This is a genomic window from Succinivibrio faecicola, assembly GCF_019448115.1.
GTDB classification, from domain to species: Bacteria; Pseudomonadota; Gammaproteobacteria; order Enterobacterales; family Succinivibrionaceae; genus Succinivibrio; species Succinivibrio faecicola.
The window spans coordinates 1-22,294 of record NZ_JAGFNY010000033.1; the positions used below are offsets into that span (position 1 = coordinate 1).

Genomic DNA, 22,294 nt, shown 5'->3' on the forward strand with positions numbered 1-22,294 from the left:
ATGTTTCTGAAACTTGTCTTGTCACTTGTATGACCACTGACACAGGTTGCAAATAATGGCAGTCTGCTTAGCTCATCACATACCATCAGCTCATTTATCTGATTGAGTTCAGGATGCGAATCTCTGCTGTATCCTTGGTCAAGCACCAGATTACATCCTTCTTCTGCTCTGGTTCTGCCCTCATAATGAAAGCTCGTTGAATCTAAGTGAACTGTGTCAGGCTTTAGCCCTAATTTTGATGACACTGCTTTTGCACATTTTAAAAACAGTCTTTCAGGTCCATATTCTGCTATAGCATCTAACGCTCTTGAAAGTACATCACGGTTTAAATCGTGTGAGCTGATTGTGCTGTTTCCTGTAAGTCCCTGTATAGGCTTTTCCTGATAGAACTCCTCTGTTCCGTACAGAGACTGATATGGAACATTCAGAACCTGACAGCACATCAGTTTTACAACTTCACTCTGCTTTACTTTAACGTGTGATCCTGTCTTACCTGCACAAAGTTCTATTACCTCAGCCAAACCAAAGTAATCAAATGCTGCGGCTGTAAGTCCTATATTGCCTATCTGTGTACTGAAAAGCTCTTCGCTGTTTTCAAATTCAATTGCCATCATCTTTTTCCTTTGTTCTGATGGCTTCTTTTTACAGTACTACAAAGACATTCTCAAGCAAATTATAGTTTGCGTGATCCGTGGTTCACAATTAACAAATTCAAGTATGTTGGAGTGATCCTTGTGTCTCAAAATTGATATTATCCTATTGATTTATAAAATAATCTTATTCAATAATTGCAAATATAAAAAGTGATCGAAAATCAACAAGTTACACTAGCCCGAAAAATATTCCTAAAATTTACTGCTTAATGTCAGATTCATTTAGCATAAAGTCAAAATTATCAAGTCTGTAACTGTCAAATACTCTATTCTCAAGATTCTTAAGCTGCAAAAGTGAATCAAATACTTCTCTAATAACGTTGAAGCCATAGCCAAAACGCATATGCATATCCATGCTTTCGATAAAGCGGCCATATCTAACGATCGATAATGTCTTGTCATTGAAGAACTTTTCATCAATTGAGCCAAAGAATGCTAAAAGATAATCTGTAATTCTCTGAAGAAGATTTACAGCCTGATCAGCTCTTGCTTCCTTTAATTTTTCAAGATAGCAGACTGATAACTGAATATATGCAAGAGTCTCTGTTGAGATGACCTCTCTTAATAAGATCGCATTGTCATTGGCACCTTTGAGGCTGGACATGATTGATGATGGATTGTGTGTATCAAAAATATACAACTTTGAAAATTCTTCAAAGCTTAGCTTTCCATCAAGCTTCGGACCTAGATTATTTGCATAGGTTTTAAAATCAACTTCATTACCATCAAGATACAGATCAAAGTATCTGCGCAAGAAATGAAGGCTTAAATAGGCACGTTCTGCATAACGTCCTAACCAGAACAGACGGTTAGCTTTGCCAGTTGAAATTGCTGTTGTTTTCATAATAATTTCTCCTACTCACCTAAAATCCATGTATCCTTGAAACCACCACCCTGAGACGAGTTAACCACAAAGGAATTTGGATTTCTTGAAAATCTGGTAAGACCGCTTGGCCATACTTTTGTCTCTTTTCCACTTACAACAAAAGCTCTAAGATCTGCTTTTCTCATTACTCTGTTGCCTGAGCCGTCATCATCAAAGATCTCAAGATCCTTAAAATCGATAACTTCCTGAGCAATAAATCTTCTTGGCTCCTTAATAATCAGCTCTTTTAATTCATTAAGCTTCTTCTCATCAAGATCACGGCCGAACACAACACCATAACCGCCAGCTTCACTTACATCCTTGATAACAAGCTTCTCAATATTGCCAAGGATATAAGCATAATCTTCCTTGTAATATGGCAAATATGTTGGAGCATTATGTAAAATCGGCTCTTCGTTCAGGTAGTACTTAATCATCTTTGGAACGAAATAGTAGATACCCTTGTCATCTGCAACACCGTTACCAAAAGCGTTGATAACAGCAACATTGCCTTTCTTGTATGACTGCAGAAGATTTGGAATACCAATTAAAGAATCTGCAACAAAGGCATTAGGATCCATATACTCGTCTGATACACGACGGTATATACAGCCAACTCTCTGTTTTTCACCTGCAAGACCTACGTAGTAGACATAATCATTTTCAACTATGATTTCGCCAGGGTATGCAAGCACTGCACCTGATTTTTCTGCAAGATAAGAGTGCTCAAAAAAAGCGCTGTTATATCTGCCAGGAGTAAAAATCACATTCAGACCGCCGCCTACATTCACATAATCCATCATGGAGGATAGAAGCTGACCGTAGTCTCTGTTGTCTAAAATCCTTGTATCATGGAAAATTGAAGGATGAACCTTGCGCATAACCTGTCTTGCAATCATCGGATAAGATGCACCTGAGGGGATCCTTAAATTATCCTCAAGAATTACCCATGAACCATCTTTGGCCTGCACAAGATCGATACCAGAGATATGAGAATAGATATTCATAGGAGGAGTTACACCTTCAGCCTCCGGCATATAACCTTTAGACGAGTAAACAAACTCTGGTGGAATAACTCCATCCTTGATTATCTTCTTGTCATGATAAACATCATATATAAACTGGTTTAGTGCATCTGTTCTCTGTATAAGGCCCTTTTCAAGCTCCTTGTACTCTGTTGCACTGATAACACGTGGGATTGAATCATAAGGAAACAGCTGTTCTTTAAACTGACCGTTTTTATATATACCGAATCTAACGCCAAGTCTTTCTAGCCAAGAGTTTACAGTGCCTGAGCTTTCATATAATTCATCCATTTTTCTTATCCCTGTTTCGTCTTTTTTTCTATAGTTATACACTTTCAAAACAATGGATTTTATTACTGCTCACTTTTGATACTAAAACCAAACAAAAGCTCATATATAAGCCATTGTTTGCATCATTTATGATCGTATATGCACAAAATGAGAACCTGAATTTTCAAAAAAGGAACAGAAAAAAAATGAAATGAGAAATAAAAAAAGCTTCAGTAAAAACTGAAGCTAAGGACATGAATTATGCAAATTAACAAAAAGAAAACTTAAAGCTTTTTAAATGTAGCTCCATCACATGCTTTTGTCTCAAAGATGGTTGCATCAATTCCTGATACAGCCTTGTACTGAGCATTTATAGCATTCTTGACTGACTGTACATCTTCAGGTTTTACAACAGCAACAACGCAGCCGCCAAAACCGCCACCAGTCTGTCTTACAGCTTCCTTGCCAGGTCCCAGTGCAGTCTTTACTATTTCCACTAAAGCATCTGTTTGCTTGACTGTAATCTCAAAGTCATCTCTCATTGACTCATGTGACTGATACATAAGTTTTGACAGATTAGCAAGATCACCTGCTTCAAATGCCTTTGAAGCCTCTAATACGCGCTCATCTTCTGTAATAACATGGCGGGCACGTCTGAATGTAACATCATCCATCTTATCCTTTGCAGCAAGAAGCATAGGCATTGTTGCATCGCGCAGATATTCTACGCCCAGGATCTTTGCAGCCTTCTCGCAGCTTTCACGGCGATCGTTATACTCTGAACCTACAAGCTGATGCTTGATATTTGAATTGATAATCAGAATAACAAGATCGGAAGGAACTGATACCTTTGTCAGATCATAGCTCTTACAGTCAATTCTTACAGCATGATCACAAACACCGTTTGCAGAAATTGCCTGATCCATAATGCCGCACTTCATACCAATGTATGCTTCGGCACTCTGACCTATAAGAGCAATATTCATAAGTGATTCATTCAATGAGAACACATTGTTTAAAAGGTTACCAAAACAAACTTCTAATGAGGCTGATGATGAAAGGCCGGCACCTGCAGGAACATCACCCTTGATTACAATATCAAGACCTTTTAGCTTGCCTTCATGTTTTGCAGCCAGCTGATATGTAACACCTCTTAGATAATTTGACCAAAGCTTTGTATCGTGCTTTTCAATGACAGGTGCAATTGCAAACTCGTCATAATCATTGTTCATATCAAGTGCAAGAACTCTGATTTTATCAGTTCCGTTTTGCTTGGCGAACATGACAGTTCCATAGCGTATAGCACAAGGAAGCACAAAACCGCCGTTATAATCAGTATGCTCACCTATTATATTTACGCGGCCTGGAGCATAAGAATAATATTCAGGAGCACAGTTGAACTTTTCTTCAAAAGCCTTTTTGCAGATATCTTTAATATCAGTCATATTAAATCCTTATGGTTGTCAGTTTTATTATCTTTGTGAGTAATGAACTTCAGATTGCTCTCTTAATCTTGCAGCAGCCTGCTCTGGAGTCAGGTCACGCTGTTTTTCTGCAAGCAGTTCAAAGCCTGCTACGAATTTTTTAACAGTTGCAGATCTCAGTAAAGGTGGATAGTAGTGAGCATGAAGAATAAAAGCCTCGCGCTCTTTTGCACCAAGAGACTTTGGAGCATTATGCCATCCCATTGAATATGGGAATGAGCACTCAAACAGATTGTCATATCTTGTAGTCAGTTTCTTGATAGCTTTTGCAAGATCTGCTCTTTGCTCTCTTGTAAGCTCATCAATTGTGCTTACAGCAAATTTTGGAGCCAGCATGGTTTCAAAAGGCCAGAAAGCCCAGAAAGGTACCAGAGCAACAAAATAATCTGTTTCAAAAACGATTCTTTCTTTTTTCAAAAGCTCTGCTTTTACATAATCAAGTAAAAGGGCACTGTTATGTCTGTTCATATATTCAGTCTGGCACTTTACTTCCTTTGAAAGCTCTTCAGGAATAAAGTTACAGGCCCAGATCTGTCCATGAGGATGAGGGTTTGAACAGCCCATGATTGCGCCCTTATTCTCAAAGAGCTGAACATAATTGTACTTTTCAGACAGTTCAACTAGCTGATCTGCCCATAAGTCCACAACCTTTTCAATCTCGGACTCACTCATGACAGGCAGAGTTTTTGAGTGATCAGCACTAAAGCAGATAACTCTTGCAGTGCCTTTAGCAGGCTCCATCTTAAAGAGATCGCAAGACTCATCTTTTTCATTGTCAGGAGTATCAGGCATCAGTGCTGCAAAGTCATTGGTGAACACAAAATTACTCTCGTAATCTGGATTCTTGTCACCGTTCACGCGATTATTACCAGGACATAAATAGCATGCAGGATCGTATGATGGCTTTTTTTCATCATTTACTTTTTCTACCTGACCGTTCCATGGTCTTTTAGCTCTGTGAGGTGATACTAAAATCCACTCACCTGTAAGAGCGTTGAATCTTCTGTGTGGATGATCTGTTGGACAAAACTGAGCCATAATCTACTCCTAATCTTCGTATCCGTTTGGATTGTTTTTCTGCCAGTTGTATGAATCAAAGGTCATATCATCAAGTGTTCTTGTGGCAACCCATCCAAGCTCATTTTTTGCTTTTGAAGGATCTGCATAGCACTCAACTACGTCGCCTGCTCGTCTTGGTGCAAACTTATGAGGCAGTTCATAACCGATAGCCTTTGAAAAAGCTTTTACCATATCAAGTACTGAATAGCCTGTACCTGTACCTAAATTGTAAATATGACAGCCAGGTTTATTCAGACAGTGTTTTAAAGCAGCAACATGACCTAATGCAAGATCTACAACATGAATATAATCTCTTATACAGGTACCATCCTTTGTAGGATAGTCATTGCCAAAAATGCTTAATTCCTTTAAACGACCTACAGCAACCTGAGTCAGATATGGCATCAGATTGTTTGGAACACCTTTTGGATCTTCACCGATAAGACCGGATTTGTGAGCACCTACAGGATTGAAGTAGCGTAAAAGTACCATTGAAAAATCATTATGAGCAACCTGAAGCTCCTGGCACATATATTCGATATCCACCTTAGTCTGACCATAAGGACAGTTTGCTCTTTTAAGTGGTGAATTTTCAGTTAAAGGTACACTGTCAGGCTCACCGTAAACTGTAGCTGATGAGGAGAAAATAAAATTCTTGCAGTTGTGCTTTAACATTGCACTTAGAAGAACTCTTGCGCCATTAACATTGTTGTCATAGTACTCAAGAGGCATCTTTACAGATTCACCGACAGCCTTTAAGCCGGCAAAATTAATAACACCATCGATTTTGTTCTGTGAAAAAACCAAATCAAGCTTTTGTGCATCCCTGATATCACCTTCGATGCACTTTACTTCTCTTCCAAGAATTGTATTTATTCTTTTAAGTACAGTCTTTTTAGCATTATAAAAGTTGTCATAGATAATTGGTTCATAACCTGCATTAACAAGTTCAATAACAGTATGAGAACCGATATATCCTGCACCGCCAGTAACTAAAATTGTAGTCATATTTCTACCTCAGAAAACCGTTTACAATTGACCATGTAACCGTTTACATGGTCATTATATGCATTTGTTTTGTTATTTCAATAAATTTATTGATGAGCTACGTCACATTTTTAAGGATTAATGTAAAAACTCATTTTTTTAGTCTTTAAAATCATTTTTATAGTATGAAACCGATTTCATGCTATACATTGATATGAGTTTGTCCTAATATGAACTCATTGATTAAAATGATCTTTTTCAACTAGAGATATTATAGAAAAAATTATGTCTGCTACCATACGAGATGTCGCAAAACTGGCAAATGTTTCTGTAGCTACCGTTTCAAGAGTACTAAACGGTACTGCAAAAGTTAATGAAGAAACAAAAAATGCTGTTTTAAGGGCACAAAAGGAACTGGATTTTCATCTGAACAGTTTTGCAAGAACACTTGCTACAAAAGAGAGCAACACAATCGGTGTCCTTGTTTCAGATATATCTGATCCTTTCTTTGCACTTATGATTAAAGCCTGCGACCAGACTGCAAGATCATTCAAGAAAGGATTAATTATCACACAGGGTTTTTATGATGAAGAAAAAGAGATAAAGGCAATTGAAAATCTGCTCTCTCATCAGTGCTGTGGAATAATAGCCCACCTTCTTGCTATTTCAGATGAGAAGCTTTCATCCTATATGAAAAAATATCCATACATTGTTCTCATCAATCGACGTCTTGATGGCTTTGAAGACAGATGTGTGAATATTGACAATTTCAATGCAATGAAGGATTTAACAGAATATCTTATTGGACTTGGACATAAAAAATTTGTCTATATTGATTCTGAATTTGATATTGCTGACGCAAAAGAGAGACTTGAAGGATTTAAACAGGCCTTGTCTAATCATTCTCTTTGCATTGATGATAAATATATTCTGCAGACAAAACCATATTCAGAGAATGCCGTAAAAACAGCAAATACTCTCATAGAAATGGGAGTAGACAAGTTCAGTGCCATTGTCTGCTATAACGATTCTATTGCAATGTCCATTATCAATGTATTTTTAAACCACGGCATTAAGATACCAGATGATGTTTCAATCACCGGTTTTGATGATCTGTTCTTTGCATCAGTGATCTATCCTTCTTTAACCACAGTGCAGAACCCTATTGAAAAGATGGGACAGGAAGCTGTCAAGCTATCGTTTGCAAGATTCAAAAAGGATGAAACATTCTGCATTAGTGAATTTGAAACAAAGATCCTGTACAGAAACAGCGTAAAAAAGAACTGATATAAATCCAGTTTAGCTTTAGCAAATTTCACAGCTTGCCAAATAAAAATCAATACAGGTAGTTTTCCTGTTACCTTTTTATCTAATTTTCATATAAAATTGTTCTATACATACAAGTTTGTGATTTTTGAACTTTTGAAAAGTATATTTACTGTATTATTTCCCTATTCAGAAGTTTTTTTATTTATTTTTGTACAATGGCTAAATATCAGTTACATATAGATGAAAAAGAGCGTCGCAGGCAAAGCGCTGAAAAAAAACGTTTCTCTACAGTCAAAAAAGGCTGGGGAAAAGGTTTTGTTGAAAAACCTGTTTTTGTAAAAGCCATGCTAAAGCCTCATTTTATTGGAGCCTGGCTTTCTATTTTTGCACTTTTCTGTCTGGTTACTTTCCTCCCATATTCTCTTCAAATGTGGCTTGGAAAGAAAATCGGTCGTCTTTTAGGCTCTATTCTTCCTGCAAGAAAATATGTTCTTAGAAGAAACCTTGAACTTGCCTTTCCTGAACTGACTGATGAAAAGAGACGCAAGCTTTCAAAAGAAATCCAGAGAAATTCAGGTATGGCTGTGTTTGAAACAGGTATTGCATGGTTCTGGCCTGACTGGAGACTTAAAAGACATATTTCAATAAATAAGGATGAACTTGAAAAGGCATTGGAAATAGCAAAAAGCAACAAGCCTGTTCTGGTTTTAAGCTGCCATTTTGTTACTCTTGAGCTAATGGCAAGAATCTATGCAACTCTTGTTACACCTGGTATCGGCGTTTACAGACCATCAGATCATCCTGTATGGGAATATGCACAGGTTAAAGGACGACTCAAAAAGAATCTTGCTCTTGTTGACAGAAAAGATCCAAGAAGCATGATTAAAGCTCTTATGAAAAATATGCCTATTTGGTACGCACCAGATCAGGATTATGGCCGCAATGTATCTATCTTTGTTCCTTTCTTTGCTGTAAAAGAGGCTGCAACAGTATTTGGTACGCATAATCTTGCAAAGGTAAAGAACACTCTCGTTCAGCCTGCATGGACAATCAGAGAAAATGGTAAGTACCATCTTTATATAAAAGAGCCATTGGAAAACTTTCCAACTGAAGATGTTAGAGCTGATACCATAAGGGTAAATCAGGAAATTGAAAAGATGATCCGTATGGCCCCAGAACAGTACCTGTGGCTTCACAGAAGATTCAAAACAGCACCAGATGAAAATGAAAACCGCTACCCTGGACTGTCTTAAAAAGACAGCTCTTATCTTTTCAATCATTCTTTCTACACCATTAATCTGTTCTTGTTATTCACAAGAACAGATTGACGGTGCAAACAATGTTATTACAGCACTTGCTACAGAAATTGATGGATGCACCTTTATAAAGGATATCGATTCAAACGCAGCTGCAAGAATCGAAAGTGCTAGATTTGAGCTGAAAATGAAGGCAGCCTCTTTGCAAGGCACTCATATTGTCGAGACACATGCATTTCCAACAAGACTTATAGGCAGAACTGTTGGTGTTGTTCTGTCAGCAAGAGTATACAGATGTCCTTTAGGCAAGGGACCTGTTTTAGCTGCACCAGAGTCACTTACAAAAACTCCTGATATCAATATCGATTACATGCTTGACGATGACGATATTGATCTGTTCTATCTAACACGGGATCGTCGCTGCAGATAAGGCTATAAGCCTTATCCTGCAAACATTTCCTTCCAGATCTGCTCTACTTTGTATGTTGCTTCAAGACGGTTCTGCATTGATACAAGTCTTGGCAAATCAGCTAATGACAGCTCATGATATATCTTTCTTATATCAATATAGGCATTGATAAGAGTATCTTTGAGCTCCTCACTTATAATGGACAGTCTTGCACACTCCTCAAGGATTCTGACATTGTCAGTCCATAGGATCATATCCTCATTTACAGGTGCATAGCGTAAAAGCAGATACTGAGATATAAACTCAACATCAATCATACCGCCAGGGCCTTGCTTGATGTCATAAAGAGCATCAGATGTTCTATCAAGATGAGCTCTCATTTTCTCTCTCATCTGAACAACATCATCTTTAAGCTTTGATTCATCTCTTTTGCATCTTAGGATCTCTGTTCTTATTCTTTCAAACTCATTTATGATATTCAAAGATCCTGCAATAGGTCTTGCTCTGACCAGTGCCTGATGCTCCCAGGTCCATGCTCTTGATAACTGATACTGCTCAAATGACTGTACATCTGAGATTAAAAGACCAGTATCGCCATCAGGTCTTAGACGCATATCAAGATCATATAGAATTCCGCCAATAGTCTTTGTTGTAGAAAGATGCAGAAGTCTTTGTACAAGTCTTTGGTAGAACAGATCGACACTGACAGGCCTTTCGCCATTGGTCATACCATCACACTGTTTTCTGATGAAAACCATATCAAGATCTGATTTATAACCAAGTTCAATACCACCTAACTTACCATAACCGATGATAGCAAGGCCGGGATCGTCAATACTCTGACCTTCAGGCTCTCCATATTTTGCAGCAGTCTGAGTCCATGCCAGTGAAAGAAGCTGCTTTACTATTGCCTGAGCAAGGAAAGTTAATGCATCGGAAATCTTCATTAATGGAAGTTTTCCTGCCTTATCTGACAGAGCTATTCTGAACACCATGATCTTCTTGAAAAGGCGAAGCTCTTCCATGATTGCTTCAAGATCGTCCTTTTCTATTCTCAAAAGTCTTTCTTGTAGCATGGCTGAGTATTCATTAACAGATGGAGGTGCAGTAAAGTACTGAGGAATAAACAGTTCATCTAGCAGTATAGGATGAGCTGTAATCAGCTCTGAGGCAAAGTGGTTTTCTTTTAAAAGCTCAATAAAACGCTCTAAAACCTCATTATTGTCTCTTAAAAGCTGCATATAAGGAGTTCTTAAGGCAATCTGCTCTATTAAACCTGATATTCTCTTGAATAGATCTGCACTGCCATCCTCTTTTCCAATAAGTGTAATAACCTTGGGCATCAGTTCTAAAAGAGTTTCACGACCTACAGGACCTACAGGCATTCTTGTCAGATTCTGCTTTAAAGAGAGAATATTGTTTGCAAGATCTTTTGCCTCATCCTTGTTTTTGATGAATTCTTTTAATTTTTCTTCAAGATCATCAACAGAGTTTTGTGCCTCCCAGATCTCGAAATTTGCAATTGTGTAATTGTCATGCTCTTCATCGGCTACAACTTTTTTAAATTCTCCATGAACATAGTTCATTACCTTATCAAGATCGGTTAAGAAACTCTCAAAGCTGTCATATCCAAGGCAGGTAATTAGTCTTAATCTGTCCTTTTGAGTATCAGGTAGTGTCTGTGTCTGTTTGTCTGAAAACTCCTGATTTACATTCTCAAGGTGTCTTAAAAAAGCATATGCATTCTTTAAGTTGTGTGTTACCTCTTCTGGCAGAAGTTCTAACGCACTGATAGCATCGAGCGTTTTTATAAGACTTCTTTCTCTTAACTCTGCAAACCGGCCTCCACGCATCAGCTCAAATACCTGAGCGATAAACTCAATCTCTCTGATTCCACCTGATCCTAGTTTGAAATTATCTTTAAGATTACGGCGTCTGACCTCAGACTCAATCATATGCTTTAACTTTCTTAATGACTGAACAGCACCATAATCAAGGTAACGTCTAAAGACAAATGGTCTTAAAAGATTAATAAGCTCCTGTGCATAAGGACCGTTTACACTATCATCGCCAAGAAGCTTTGCCTTTACTAATGCATAGCGCTCCCATGTTCTGCCCTGAGTCTCATAGTAAACCTGCAGCGCATCAAAGGAATTAACCATAGCACCGGCATCACCGAACGGACGAAGTCTTAAATCTATTCTGTAGGCAAATGTATCAACAGTCTTGTCAGACAGAAGATTTGCACTTCGCTGAACTATTCTTGTAAAAAATTCTCTATGTGTAAGATTTCTGCTTTTACCCTGAGTCTCTCCTTCATATGGATAGGCAAAAATTAAATCTAAATCTGATGAGAAATTAAGCTCACCACCACCAAGTTTACCCATACCAAGAGTTAAAAGTGGCATTGATGTGCCATCAGAACAAAGAGCATCACCAAAGACTGCTACTATCTGGGCTCTTACAATAGACAGAGTCTTTAATACAAGAGTTGAAGCCATATATGACAGATCGGAGAAAACATCTTCTAGTTTTGAATAACCGCAAAGCTCTCTCCAGGCAATAACCATTGCCCTTGTACGTCTTACAATTCTCAGTCTTTTCTTTAACTCAAACTCAGGGAGTTTCTCGTTTAGATACTCATCAGTAAATTCTTTAAGATCGGTTACCACTGATGGAGCATCCAGTGCACCATTTTCAACAAGTAATGTACACTCATTTGGATAGGAAAAAATTGTATTTGCAATAAAGTCAGACATTGCAAGTACAAATGGAAAATCGTCTCTCTTATCAAAAACAGAAAGTTGCTGCTCTGTAAGTCTACCCTTTATTCTTTCATACTGATTTTCATATTCTTTTTTTAAAAGCTCAGGCAGCTGATCTTTTGTTTTTACACAACTTTTAATTTTAAATTCCATATTTTTTCATTAGTTTGTCAGTAATGATAAAAGCCATCTTAATTTCAATGGCAGAGCAAATACTTTATTTTTAATCTCTCTATCTGTCATTTTTGCAATAATCCTGTCTGCTTTGGATTCATTTCCCTCACAGATTGCCTTGCTGTATTTTGAAGATAGTTTTTTCACAGATTTAGCAAAGCCCTTTACATTATCGATAATCCAGTCAATATCATCTGAATAATCAACAAGCTCTTTTTGTCCCCTTACAAATGCTGGGATATTAGCCTCATCTAGCTCTTCTAAAGCATAATAAAGAGAACCAGCCTGTGAACTTAAAAGACTTAGTACACAAGGATCTCTGTAAATTTTGAAATATCCGCAAAGTATTTCAAAATTAGACAGGAGAGTTTGAACTCTCTTTACAATTTCGTTCTTAGGATATAAAGGTTCAATATTTAAATTAACTAAAGATTTGTGCTCTAGCAATGAAGCTCTGTGCATCTTAGAAAAAGGTTCTAGAGTAAGCTTTAGAGGACTTCTTACAAGATAATCTACAAGCTTTATGAACATTGAGAGAATATCAGAATCAGGTACAGTGCTTTCAATCAGCTCAATTTCAAGCTCGCTAATTCTTTCACTACTGTCGCTGCCAGGGCACTTTATTTCACCGAAGTCATATGCAACCTCAAAGGTAGAATCAAGAGCCTCCAGGATATAGGTTCTTCTTGTAAAATTAATCTTGCAGATTTCGACAAGCTCTTTTTGAATCCCGTCATAATCAAAGTTTTCACAAAAAGCCTCTGTTGGAAACTTTTTAAGATTGGGAACAGTGATATCGTGACCTAATTTAACATTGAATTCAGAACGGCGATGAAGACCACCAATATTTTCACCTTTTACTTTCAATGTTTGTTCACAAAAAGAATTACTCTTTCTAATACGAACACCTGCTTGCATAGCAAAAAGTTTACCATCAGGTGTATCAAAATAAGTGTTTTTAAGATCCTGCGAGCCAGTACTTTTTACAAGTCCAATTGAAGAGAGTACGCTTACGATTTTTTCGTCACTTCCCTCATCTAGGAATCCAAATTTTAATTCTATTTCCTTATTTTTCATAAAGACTTGCCTCCTGGCAAAACATCTGTTTAATTCTTATTTTGAGTTAAAATACTTGAACACTTTGGCTAGTATATAACACATTAGCAACAGATAATTTGAACTGTTGCTAACGTTTTTAAGTTATTTTTCTCTTTTCACTATATTAGATTAAGAATTGCTAATTTTCCTTAAATATTAGTCCGTTAGCATACACTTAAATATACATTTGCAACTTTATACTATGAAAATAGCATATTTTTTTTCAAAAAAGATTAAATATAGAAAAAATTGAAGTAAAACGAATAAAAAAGATCTGACAAATAGTTGATTATGTGCAAAATTCAGCATTTTGATAGGTACATTAAAAGATCTTAAAAGTATATAATATCCATATATGTTTAGACTTTGAAACGATTAAAGGAATAAAAGTGAAATTTTCAAAAAAGCTGTTAAAAGCATGCCTTATTGCACCAGTTTTATCATCAATCATGTTTTGTGCTTATGCTGAAGAGAAAAACGTTGCACAAAATGAAGATATACAAAAAGTCACTGCCTTAAATGAAGGTGATGATGTTTATGTATCTGAAAATGCCAATGTATGGCTGAGAACATGTCCTGGCACTCAGTGTAGAATCGTAGGCATCACTCATGTAGGTGAAAAATTCAAATTTATTAAGGCATCAGAAGACAAGAGATTCATACTTGTGGATGATGGCAAGAAACAGCTTTGGATGCAGACAAAAGATCTGCAGATTAATGCATGCGGTAAAGCTTTAGTTGAAATCTACAAGGGCAAGGTTGATGAACTGCAAAATACCCTTGATAACTATGATTCAGTTGTTGCTAAAGAATATTCTATTGCAAAGGCAAAACTTGAAAAACTAGAAAAAGAAAATGCTCTTCTAAAGGATACAGTTTCAAAGCAGACTTCTCAGATTGAAGAATTAGACAATTTAAGACGAGAGTATGCAGACAAGCTTGAGACAAAAGATTTAGATATGCAGATGCGCTGGTGGTTACAGGGTGCATGTATCGCATTTTGCGGTGCAATCATCGGTATCATCTTCATCTACATACCAAGACCTAACAGAAAGAGAAACATGAACCGTTTCTAATCTTCTAATGATTTGTAGCGTAAAAGATAAGTGCTTGCACTTATCTTTTTCTTTTGTGCCTTTACCTTCTTAAGCTCTACTCTGTTTAATGACAAATCAGCAGCACCTAATCTTCTGTAATAAACTAAAAGAGGAGCACTCTTTTGCATAACAAGATACTGTTCATAGTTTTTATCCTGTCTGTACAGTCTTGAAAGATTCAAAAAGTCTTGAGCAAGCTTTTTTGAAACCTGCTGAGTAACATCCATTATTGCCACGTTTGCCTTATATGCAGCAAATGAGAATCCAATAGATGAAAACACAAAAGCAAACATCATAAGTTTTGCTGCTTTAAAAAATGTAAAACCAAAAGGTTTTAACAGCTTTTTTTCCTTATCACTCTTCAAGATTAGCTCCTTGCCATACTGCACTGTCAATCAGGTAGTAACGCAGAAAATCATCATCAACTAAAGACTTGAAGTTAGAATATGAATTAGAGAGTGAATATTTAGCCTCTGTAGCTTTTAGTTTGTCAAACTGCAAATCAAGCTTGTCAGAGAGCTTTTGCATTGCCATGTTGTATAGGTCTATATTGATTTTTGGCAGCATTCTGTCAAAGCTTTTCATCTTTATGCCAATATAGGTAAACTGACCATCATAACAGTGTCTTATAAAGTCTGTTTTTACCCTGAACAGCTTATCTCCTACAATGATTTCACTTTCATCTTTAGAAAATCTGTTTAGCACAACGTAAAATGGAGTCAGATCGTCTTTACGCATTTTTAAAACAGCAACACGATTTACCATTTTCACAAGATCAAGATCGCCTGAAACTGTATTGCATTTTAAGGATACAGAATCAAGATCAGAACAGATAGTTTTAAGTGAATCTGAACGGGAATATCCATTAAGTTTTATAAGAGTATCTATTGAATCTGAAATAAATACACTATTATTTATTGAATGGTTAAATAAGGCCAAGGCTTTGGATTTGTAGTTTCTTCCAGGGAGCATTTCATTCATAGCCCTGTTGTACTGCTCTACAACCATTTCTTCACTGCGTATAAGCGACTGCAATGATAAATCATTTATCCTTGATGGAAGATATTTATATGTAAGTGCAAATACAGCAAAGGACAGTGCTACACCTGACAAGAGAACAGGAACTCTTGCAAACAGAGTCTTTATGAATTCTTTTGCAAAGGTTTTAATTCCGACAACAAAAACTGATCTTTCATGTCTTACAATTTCTATTGCCTTTTTAACCATAAAAGCAGATACATGTTTCTTCTGAGCTTCAAAGGCAATACACAGTGCTCTGTCAGCAACAGAGTTGATAATTCTTGGAAGACCACCGGTTCCCCTGTACAGAGCATTCATAGCTCTGTTTGTAAAAATAGGATCATGACATCCTGCCACCTGAAGACGATATGTTACGTATGCATGCACTTCATCTCGTTTAAAAGCCTTCAGATAAGCAAAAGCCTTTACTCTGCCCCAGAACATTTTATGCATTGGCTTTTGAATATTTTCGATTAAATCCTCCTGACCTACCAGAAGAAAATTAATCATTTTGCCAAGTTCACCTTCAATATTGAAGACAAGTCTAATCTGCTCTATAACTTCATCAGAAAGGCCCTGAGCCTCATCACATATAACAGTTGTGATAATTCCACTTTCAATTGAATGCTCTAAAAGCTTTCTAAGCTTTAAGGTAAGCTCTGCAATAGATTCAAAAGAGGTTGCTACAACGCCACTTGCTCTTAGGATGGTTGCAAGTAGCATATGTGGATCAAGTCTTGGATCATCAATGGCAATTATTCGCATTCTTTTTGGCAAAGAACGGATAAGCATTCTAACAGTAGTTGTCTTTCCGCTTCCTGAAGGGCCGGACAGAACACAAATAGATCCGTTTCTTGACAGATTGGTTGTAAGAATATCTAAAGCCTGATGCTGATAATTACCTACATAGTAGAAACGGTTATCAGGTAAACCATCAAATGGTAATTCGTCTAATGAGAAAAATTTTTCGTACATTTTCAAACCTTTTATACGTGGTAATTATAGCAAACCTAATGAAACGCACAAAATATACTGTACTTATGTGAGATATTCGTTATGAAATACTTTTTTTACATGAATCTTTTTTCATATAATTGAACGAGAATAACTAATAAGGCATAAACATAATGAAGATTTACCTTGTAGGCGGCGCTGTTCGTGATGAGCTGCTTGATATAAAAAATGCAGATAAAGATTACGTTGTAACTGGAGCTACTCCAGAACAGATGCTTGAACTTGGGTATACTCAGGTTGGTAAGGATTTTCCTGTATTTTTACATCCAAAGACTCATGAAGAATATGCCCTGGCCAGAACAGAAACTAAGAATGGAACCGGATATACAGGTTTTATCTGTGATTTTTCAAAAACAGTGACTCTTGAGGAAGATCTGTTAAGACGTGATCTGACTATAAATGCCATTGCAAAAGATCAGGATGGGAACTACATCGATCCTTATAAAGGAACTGAAGATATAAAAAACAGAGTTCTTCGTCATGTAAGTGATGCTTTTGTTGAAGATCCGCTAAGAGTTCTTAGAGTTGCAAGATTTTATGCCCGCTTCTATCATCTGGGTTTTACTGTTGCTCCTGAAACTATGGAGCTTATGAGGCAGATTGCAAAGTCAGGAGAACTTGAAACACTTACGGCAGAAAGAGTTTTCATGGAGCTTGAAAAAGCTTTAAAGACAAAAGATCCTGATAAGTTTATTCTTTGTCTAAGAGAGGCTGGTGCTTTAAAGTATGTGCTGCCAGAAATTGATAAACTCTTTGGAATTCCAGGTCCAAAAAGATGGCATCCTGAAATAGACTCAGGAATTCATACCTGCATGACTCTGCATATGATTAGCGAAAAGACAGACTGCCCTATCACAAGATTTGCAATGCTCTGCCACGATCTTGGAAAAGGAGAAACTCCAACTGTTCTATGGCCTCATCACAGATTACACAACGAACTTGGATTAAAACCTTTAAAATGCCTGTGCCAGAGGCTGCATGTTCCTTCTGTATATGAACAGTTTGCAATTAAGGTTGTAAAGTATCACTCAGTTATGCATCACCTCTACAAAAGTGGCGGAAAAACAGTTGTCAGCCTCTTTGACAATCTTGATGCATGGAGACGGGAAGAGTGGGTTAAACCTTTTGCCTTGTGCTGTAAATGCGATTTTCTTGGCAGATTAGGATTTGAAAACAGAGATTTTTCAAGAACTGACTATTTTCTTGAAATGTTTGATATCTGCAAAACAGTAAAGGCAAAGGAATTTGTTGATCAGGGATTTAAAGGACCTCAGATAGGACAGAAAATGTACGAAAAACGAGTAATGCTCGTTGAAGAGTACATGAAAAGCATCCCTGAAGATGAATTAAATGATAAGAACAATGAAAAGCCTGCTGCACTGACTGAGGATAATATAACGCTTGAAAGAAAAGCTCAGAATTCAAAGAAAAACAAGATGGGCTTTTTCAAAAAGAGATTATCTTCAGATCTTAACTTCACTGAAACAGAAGGGGATTACGATCTTTGACAGATCCACAAGGCTGAAGCCAGGGGCTTGTCACCACATCATTCGGCACAATTTGGTAAAAACAAAAACTGCAGTTTATCATCATAGACAAGCTGCAGTTTTCAAATCAAATACAGTTAGTTCTAGAACATCCAGAGAAGAACTGCACCTAATAGAACTCTATAGATTACAAACAGAGCCATACCTGATTTTGCAATATACTTTAAGAAAAGATGTATAACAATCAAAGCTACAATGAATGACAAGAAACTGCCAAGAATAATTGACATCCAGTCAACGCTCAGCTCAGGTGTTTTGTAAATCTTTATAAGTTCAAACAATGCTGAAGCCAGGATCACAGGAATTGACAGTAGGAAACTGAATCTTGCTGCAGCCTCAGGCTTCATTCCAAGGAAAAGGCCTGCAGTAAGTGTGATGCCTGATCTTGATGTACCAGGTATAACAGCAATAACCTGAGCCATACCGATAAACAGTGCCTGAACATAGGTAAGCTGTCGTAATGAATCAGCTCTTGCCCCCTGATTTGGAGAGATGTTTCTCCAGATCATCTTTCTGTTGGCATATGATGCAAAACCTAAAAGCAGACCGAAGCCAATAGTAGTCCATGCAATAACATGAATATTCTCTCTTATAGACTCAACAACAGACTCAAGGAAAATACCACCGATACATACAGGAATGGTTGCAATAATGATACACAGACCGATTCTTGCAATAGGAGTTATCTTGAATTTAATTGCAGCTTCTATGGTATATGAGCCAATTTTTACAAGATCAGCCATATAATAAAGAATAACAGCAAGTAAAGTACCAAAGTGCACTGCAACATCAAAGGCAAGGCCCTGATCAGGCCAGCCTAGAAGATGAGATGGAAAAATAAGATGAGCAGATGATGAAACAGGAAGAAACTCTGTTAAACCCTGAATAATTGCTAAAACAAGAACATGAAGTAAAGCCATCATTAATCCTTTACATTATTCCAGGCAGGAGCCTCTACAGACCAGTCAAAATCGATTTTAGCAACCTCATGACCTTCAGGAATTCTAGGCTCCATTTCCTCCCAGATATCCTTAACCTTAATCTTTAATAAAGGATGAATCAGCTCTGGATCTAATTCGCATAATGGAGCCAGCACGAAAGGATAATCCTGAATATCATGACGAGGAACCTTGCAAGGCTCTGTTAATACTTCATCACCAAAAGTCAGGATATCGATATCCAGTCTGCGCTTTAATCCAAAATTAGTACCATTGTTGAACATAAGCTCGGTGCCAGCAAGCTGCTCTACTTTCTGAAGACATGCATACAGATCGGTTATAGAAGCCTGTGTCTCACCTGCTAACACCATGTTGTAGTAATCTGGCTCGCCTGCTCTTACAGGGTGGCTAATCCATACTGATGATTTTTTGAAATTCTGTAACAGAGGACCGATTTTAGCTACGGCAAATCTTAAGGAATTCTCCCTGTTTAAATTTGATCCTACACCGAGGAAAACTTTTGTCGCCATTTTTTACTCCAACACTTTTGTTATTTTTATTCCTACCCCATCGCAGTTCTCTACTGCAAGTGGTTTATTTAATGTAATAGATACCTTCTTTGGTTTAAATTCCTTTAAGATGAGATCACACAGCTCTACACCTAATTCTTCAACGAGTCTTGCTTTTCTTTGTACAGTATATTCTTTTACTGTGTCTGCAAGCTCTGCGTAATTTATACTCTCATCAAGGTTACCAGAATAACCTGCTTTTTTTAAATCGCACTCAAGCTCAATTGAAATCATTAGTGGCTGTGTAATCTCCCTTTCATGAGGAAGTATACCAATTATACAGTCTACTTTTAAATTATTAATAAAGATATAATCGTTCATTTACAGTGGTTTAAGATTAGATAGCGGTGTTCTTGGGAAAACTTTTATGCTGTTATCACCAATCTGCCCTGCTTTGAAGCGTAGCATACCTACTTGTGCAATCATTGCTCCATTATCGGTACAGAATTCCTTTCTTGCAAAATAAATCTTTCCGTGAATTGAATCCATAAGAGCTTTTAATGCATTTCTTATATCCGAATTTGCAGATACGCCACCTGCAACAACTAAAGTTTTAATGCCAGTCTGCTTTAATGCTCTTTTGCACTTTATCTCAAGGGTACTTGCAATAGCCTCTGTAAAGCCTCTTGCAATATCAGCCTTTACATCTTTAAGATCATCCTTGTGCTCTAAAGTTGCATTTAGAACGGCAGTTTTAAGACCAGCAAAGCTAAAATCACAATTCGGATTTTTTATCATAGGTCTTGGGAAATTAAATGTACCACTCTTTCCCTTAGCAGCTAGTTTTTCAAGACCGGGACCGCCAGGATATGGAATTCCTAGTAATTTAGCAGTTTTATCAAAAGCCTCACCTGCAGCATCATCAACTGACTGACCTAATAACTCATACTGACCAGGCTTTTCAACCTTTATGAGCATTGTGTGTCCACCTGAAATGAGAAGTGCCACAAACGGGAATTGAATTTTTTCATCTTCAAGCATTGGAGCCAGCAGATGTCCTTCCATATGATGAACTGGAACACTGGGTATTCCAAGACCATAAGCTAAAGCACCTGCTTCCATGGCTCCAGCTAAAAGTGCACCGATAAGACCTGGACCTGCAGTATAAGCGATAGCACTTAAATCGCTTAACTTCATGTCAGCTTTTTCTAATACCAATCTTACTAGTGGAACTATTCTTTTAATATGATCTCTTGATGCAAGCTCAGGGACTACACCACCGTATTGAGCATGCATTGGGATCTGAGTATGCAAGGCATGAGCAATAAGGCCTTTTTCATCATCATAAATAGCTACACCTGTTTCGTCACAGGAGCTTTCGATTCCTAAAATGCGCATATATAATCCTTCTATTCTAGGCGATGATTTTATCAGATTTTACATTACATTTTCAGCATGAATGTTACAGGACCGTCATTTTCTAATGACACTTTCATATCAGCTCCGAACTGACCTTCCTGAACTTTCTGATATGTATTGTGCGCATATTTGATAAATTTATCGTACAGATCTTTTGCCTTTGTTGGAGGCATTGCAGGATCAAAGCTTGGGCGGTTGCCCTGCGCAGTATTTGCTGCAAGCGTAAACTGAGAAACTAAAAGAATCGCACCATCCACCTGTACAAGATTAAGATTCATCTTTTCATTCTCATCATAAAAGATGCGATACTTTAAAAGCTTATCAAACATCTTTTTAGCTTTTGCCTCATCATCGCCTTTTTCAAAACCTATAAAGGCAAGTATACCTTTTTGTATCTCACCGGTCACAGTGCCTTCTACAACAACCTTTGCAAAATTTACTCTCTGAATAAGTGCAAGCATATTATTTCCATTTAAAAAATTTGAATTCAGATTTTAAACGGTTTATTTTTTATTTCAAGAAAGTAATTTTTCATATCTAAGATATAATCGATGCAGTTGTTTTATAAGAAGAGATTATTATGTTTTTAAATTTTCTATGTATTGGTCTTGGCGGCTTTACAGGAGCATGTCTTAGAGCAATGACAGGTATTATTATTGCAAAGGCAGGTATTCTTGCATCATTTCCATTAGCAACTTTGCTTGTAAATATAACAGGATCATTTATGATTGGATTTCTTTTATCAATACCTTTTGTAACAGAAAATCCAAATCTAAAAGGATTTTTAACAGCAGGTCTTTTAGGTGGTCTGACTACCTTCTCAACATTCAGTTTTGATACTCTCTCTATGTTAGAACACAGAATGATTGTGCAGGCTTTTGCAAATATTATGCTGAACGTTTTTCTTTCACTTACAGCATGTTTTGCAGGCTATCTTCTTGCAAAACTCTTAATAAGAATTTAGTACAGCCAAAATAGCTGGTATATCAAAATTGATGGATATACCGGCACAACAATTTATAAACAGAAAATTGGCTTTCTTAAATAGAAATACAGTGGTTCAAATTCGTCTAAAGAATCATTTATATAATGAACTTTTCTAAATTACTCTACTTTTTGTCTAATCAATAAAATCATCAGTAATGAATTTGAATGTTCCATCATATAAAACTCAAATTATCCATCAAAATTCATATCACTTAGTCTAATGCAGGCAAAATCTCAAATGCCAGTTTCAGCTGTAAAGATAGAATCAAGGATGTAACCTGCAAATTCAAATGAAGTTACAGGATCACAACACCAGCATAGATGAATGAAATACAGATTTTAATCGTATTGTTAAGCTAGAAGAGTCTAAACAGTACAGAAACGAAAAAACCGCAATCAAAAGACTGCGGTTTTTCTAAAAAGGATGCCTGGCAGTGACCTACTCTCAC

The 22,294-nt window shown here is 37.0% G+C and carries 21 protein-coding genes; 6 read left to right on the forward strand and 15 right to left on the reverse strand.

What is annotated here, in order from left to right; translation table 11 throughout:
* From J5V48_RS08115 to galE, 6 genes are all read right to left on the reverse strand, one after another.
* Positions 1-611: DUF4277 domain-containing protein (locus J5V48_RS08115; RefSeq protein ID WP_219938079.1), on the reverse strand; the 611-nt coding region annotated here is incomplete at its 3' end.
* A 241-nt stretch (positions 612-852) separates the two neighbouring features.
* Positions 853-1,497, reverse strand: a complete 645-nt coding sequence (locus J5V48_RS08120; RefSeq protein WP_219938080.1) for an alpha-E domain-containing protein — start codon at positions 1,495-1,497, stop codon at positions 853-855.
* 11 nt (positions 1,498-1,508) lie between these two features.
* Positions 1,509-2,834: a circularly permuted type 2 ATP-grasp protein gene (locus J5V48_RS08125; RefSeq protein WP_219938081.1), complete on the reverse strand. Its 1,326-nt coding sequence runs from the start codon at positions 2,832-2,834 to the stop codon at positions 1,509-1,511.
* 263 nt (positions 2,835-3,097) lie between these two features.
* Positions 3,098-4,258: a galactokinase gene (galK, locus tag J5V48_RS08130; protein WP_219938082.1), complete on the reverse strand. Its 1,161-nt coding sequence runs from the start codon at positions 4,256-4,258 to the stop codon at positions 3,098-3,100.
* Positions 4,259-4,285: 27 nt separating this feature from the next.
* Positions 4,286-5,335 (reverse strand): UDP-glucose--hexose-1-phosphate uridylyltransferase, encoded by a 1,050-nt coding sequence (locus J5V48_RS08135; protein WP_219938083.1) that lies wholly within the window; start codon positions 5,333-5,335, stop codon positions 4,286-4,288.
* A gap of 9 nt (positions 5,336-5,344) precedes the next feature.
* Positions 5,345-6,364: a UDP-glucose 4-epimerase GalE gene (gene galE, locus J5V48_RS08140; protein ID WP_219938084.1), complete on the reverse strand. Its 1,020-nt coding sequence runs from the start codon at positions 6,362-6,364 to the stop codon at positions 5,345-5,347.
* A 264-nt stretch (positions 6,365-6,628) separates the two neighbouring features.
* Between galE and J5V48_RS08145 the strand changes: the two genes are divergently transcribed.
* From J5V48_RS08145 to J5V48_RS08155, 3 genes are all read left to right on the forward strand, one after another.
* The gene (locus tag J5V48_RS08145; protein WP_219938085.1) at positions 6,629-7,630 is read left to right on the forward strand and encodes a LacI family DNA-binding transcriptional regulator; all 1,002 of its coding nucleotides are present in this window, start codon (positions 6,629-6,631) and stop codon (positions 7,628-7,630) included.
* A gap of 197 nt (positions 7,631-7,827) precedes the next feature.
* A complete protein-coding gene (gene lpxL, locus J5V48_RS08150; RefSeq protein WP_219938086.1) occupies positions 7,828-8,865 on the forward strand; it encodes an LpxL/LpxP family Kdo(2)-lipid IV(A) lauroyl/palmitoleoyl acyltransferase in 1,038 nt (345 codons plus the stop codon).
* Complete coding sequence (locus tag J5V48_RS08155) at positions 8,831-9,298, forward strand: hypothetical protein (RefSeq protein ID WP_219938087.1); 468 nt, start codon at positions 8,831-8,833, stop codon at positions 9,296-9,298. Before lpxL ends, J5V48_RS08155 begins: the two co-directional genes overlap by 35 nt.
* Positions 9,299-9,309: 11 nt before the next feature.
* Here J5V48_RS08155 and glnE read toward each other — a convergent pair whose 3' ends face one another.
* Both glnE and J5V48_RS08165 read right to left on the reverse strand, forming a co-directional pair.
* Positions 9,310-12,195, reverse strand: a complete 2,886-nt coding sequence (gene glnE / locus J5V48_RS08160) for a bifunctional [glutamate--ammonia ligase]-adenylyl-L-tyrosine phosphorylase/[glutamate--ammonia-ligase] adenylyltransferase (RefSeq protein WP_219938088.1) — start codon at positions 12,193-12,195, stop codon at positions 9,310-9,312.
* A gap of 9 nt (positions 12,196-12,204) precedes the next feature.
* The gene (locus J5V48_RS08165) at positions 12,205-13,293 is read right to left on the reverse strand and encodes a CYTH domain-containing protein (RefSeq protein ID WP_219938089.1); all 1,089 of its coding nucleotides are present in this window, start codon (positions 13,291-13,293) and stop codon (positions 12,205-12,207) included.
* 410 nt (positions 13,294-13,703) lie between these two features.
* Between J5V48_RS08165 and J5V48_RS08170 the strand changes: the two genes are divergently transcribed.
* On the forward strand, positions 13,704-14,390 hold the full coding sequence (locus J5V48_RS08170; RefSeq protein WP_219938090.1) for a TIGR04211 family SH3 domain-containing protein: 687 nt from the start codon (positions 13,704-13,706) through the stop codon (positions 14,388-14,390).
* On the opposite strand, the gene J5V48_RS08175 is transcribed toward J5V48_RS08170, so the two are convergent.
* On the reverse strand, positions 14,387-14,776 hold the full coding sequence (locus J5V48_RS08175; protein ID WP_219938091.1) for a hypothetical protein: 390 nt from the start codon (positions 14,774-14,776) through the stop codon (positions 14,387-14,389). The genes J5V48_RS08170 and J5V48_RS08175 overlap by 4 nt on opposite strands.
* Complete coding sequence (locus tag J5V48_RS08180; RefSeq protein WP_219938092.1) at positions 14,766-16,406, reverse strand: ExeA family protein; 1,641 nt, start codon at positions 16,404-16,406, stop codon at positions 14,766-14,768. The genes J5V48_RS08175 and J5V48_RS08180 overlap by 11 nt, the downstream gene beginning before the upstream one ends.
* A 152-nt stretch (positions 16,407-16,558) precedes the next feature.
* Between J5V48_RS08180 and J5V48_RS08185 the strand changes: the two genes are divergently transcribed.
* A complete protein-coding gene (locus J5V48_RS08185; RefSeq protein WP_219938093.1) occupies positions 16,559-17,953 on the forward strand; it encodes a multifunctional CCA addition/repair protein in 1,395 nt (464 codons plus the stop codon).
* A 122-nt stretch (positions 17,954-18,075) separates the two neighbouring features.
* Here the strand turns inward: J5V48_RS08185 and J5V48_RS08190 are convergent, their stop codons facing one another.
* The 5 genes from J5V48_RS08190 to dtd are packed head-to-tail and all read right to left on the reverse strand — an operon-like array spanning position 18,076 to position 21,319.
* Positions 18,076-18,912, reverse strand: a complete 837-nt coding sequence (locus J5V48_RS08190) for an undecaprenyl-diphosphate phosphatase (RefSeq protein ID WP_219938094.1) — start codon at positions 18,910-18,912, stop codon at positions 18,076-18,078.
* Between the two features lie 2 nt (positions 18,913-18,914).
* Complete coding sequence (gene folK / locus J5V48_RS08195; protein ID WP_219938095.1) at positions 18,915-19,460, reverse strand: 2-amino-4-hydroxy-6-hydroxymethyldihydropteridine diphosphokinase; 546 nt, start codon at positions 19,458-19,460, stop codon at positions 18,915-18,917.
* Between the two features lie 3 nt (positions 19,461-19,463).
* Positions 19,464-19,820 (reverse strand): dihydroneopterin aldolase, encoded by a 357-nt coding sequence (gene folB, locus J5V48_RS08200; RefSeq protein WP_219938096.1) that lies wholly within the window; start codon positions 19,818-19,820, stop codon positions 19,464-19,466.
* Complete coding sequence (tsaD, locus tag J5V48_RS08205) at positions 19,821-20,837, reverse strand: tRNA (adenosine(37)-N6)-threonylcarbamoyltransferase complex transferase subunit TsaD (RefSeq protein ID WP_219938097.1); 1,017 nt, start codon at positions 20,835-20,837, stop codon at positions 19,821-19,823.
* A 44-nt stretch (positions 20,838-20,881) separates the two neighbouring features.
* Positions 20,882-21,319: a D-aminoacyl-tRNA deacylase gene (gene dtd, locus J5V48_RS08210; RefSeq protein WP_219938098.1), complete on the reverse strand. Its 438-nt coding sequence runs from the start codon at positions 21,317-21,319 to the stop codon at positions 20,882-20,884.
* Between the two features lie 119 nt (positions 21,320-21,438).
* On the opposite strand from dtd, the gene crcB reads away from it, so the two are divergent.
* Positions 21,439-21,822: a fluoride efflux transporter CrcB gene (crcB, locus tag J5V48_RS08215; RefSeq protein ID WP_219938099.1), complete on the forward strand. Its 384-nt coding sequence runs from the start codon at positions 21,439-21,441 to the stop codon at positions 21,820-21,822.
* The last annotated feature ends 472 nt before the right edge of the window (positions 21,823-22,294 follow it).

Bases quoted from the DNA above. Each gene is read 5' to 3' on its own strand.
- crcB (WP_219938099.1), top strand. From the start codon at position 21,439: ATGTTTTTAAATTTTCTATGTATTGGTCTTGGCGGCTTTACAGGAGCA.
- J5V48_RS08190 (WP_219938094.1), bottom strand. From the start codon at position 18,912: ATGGCTTTACTTCATGTTCTTGTTTTAGCAATTATTCAGGGTTTAACA.
- J5V48_RS08135 (WP_219938083.1), bottom strand. From the start codon at position 5,335: ATGGCTCAGTTTTGTCCAACAGATCATCCACACAGAAGATTCAACGCT.
- galK (WP_219938082.1), bottom strand. From the start codon at position 4,258: ATGACTGATATTAAAGATATCTGCAAAAAGGCTTTTGAAGAAAAGTTC.
- galE (WP_219938084.1), bottom strand. From the start codon at position 6,364: ATGACTACAATTTTAGTTACTGGCGGTGCAGGATATATCGGTTCTCAT.
- J5V48_RS08125 (WP_219938081.1), bottom strand. From the start codon at position 2,834: ATGGATGAATTATATGAAAGCTCAGGCACTGTAAACTCTTGGCTAGAA.
- dtd (WP_219938098.1), bottom strand. From the start codon at position 21,319: ATGCTTGCACTTATTCAGAGAGTAAATTTTGCAAAGGTTGTTGTAGAA.
- J5V48_RS08165 (WP_219938089.1), bottom strand. From the start codon at position 13,293: ATGAAAAATAAGGAAATAGAATTAAAATTTGGATTCCTAGATGAGGGA.
- J5V48_RS08120 (WP_219938080.1), bottom strand. From the start codon at position 1,497: ATGAAAACAACAGCAATTTCAACTGGCAAAGCTAACCGTCTGTTCTGG.
- J5V48_RS08180 (WP_219938092.1), bottom strand. From the start codon at position 16,406: ATGTACGAAAAATTTTTCTCATTAGACGAATTACCATTTGATGGTTTA.
- lpxL (WP_219938086.1), top strand. From the start codon at position 7,828: ATGGCTAAATATCAGTTACATATAGATGAAAAAGAGCGTCGCAGGCAA.
- glnE (WP_219938088.1), bottom strand. From the start codon at position 12,195: ATGGAATTTAAAATTAAAAGTTGTGTAAAAACAAAAGATCAGCTGCCT.
- J5V48_RS08155 (WP_219938087.1), top strand. From the start codon at position 8,831: ATGAAAATGAAAACCGCTACCCTGGACTGTCTTAAAAAGACAGCTCTT.
- J5V48_RS08145 (WP_219938085.1), top strand. From the start codon at position 6,629: ATGTCTGCTACCATACGAGATGTCGCAAAACTGGCAAATGTTTCTGTA.
- tsaD (WP_219938097.1), bottom strand. From the start codon at position 20,837: ATGCGCATTTTAGGAATCGAAAGCTCCTGTGACGAAACAGGTGTAGCT.
- folK (WP_219938095.1), bottom strand. From the start codon at position 19,460: ATGGCGACAAAAGTTTTCCTCGGTGTAGGATCAAATTTAAACAGGGAG.
- folB (WP_219938096.1), bottom strand. From the start codon at position 19,820: ATGAACGATTATATCTTTATTAATAATTTAAAAGTAGACTGTATAATT.
- J5V48_RS08185 (WP_219938093.1), top strand. From the start codon at position 16,559: ATGAAGATTTACCTTGTAGGCGGCGCTGTTCGTGATGAGCTGCTTGAT.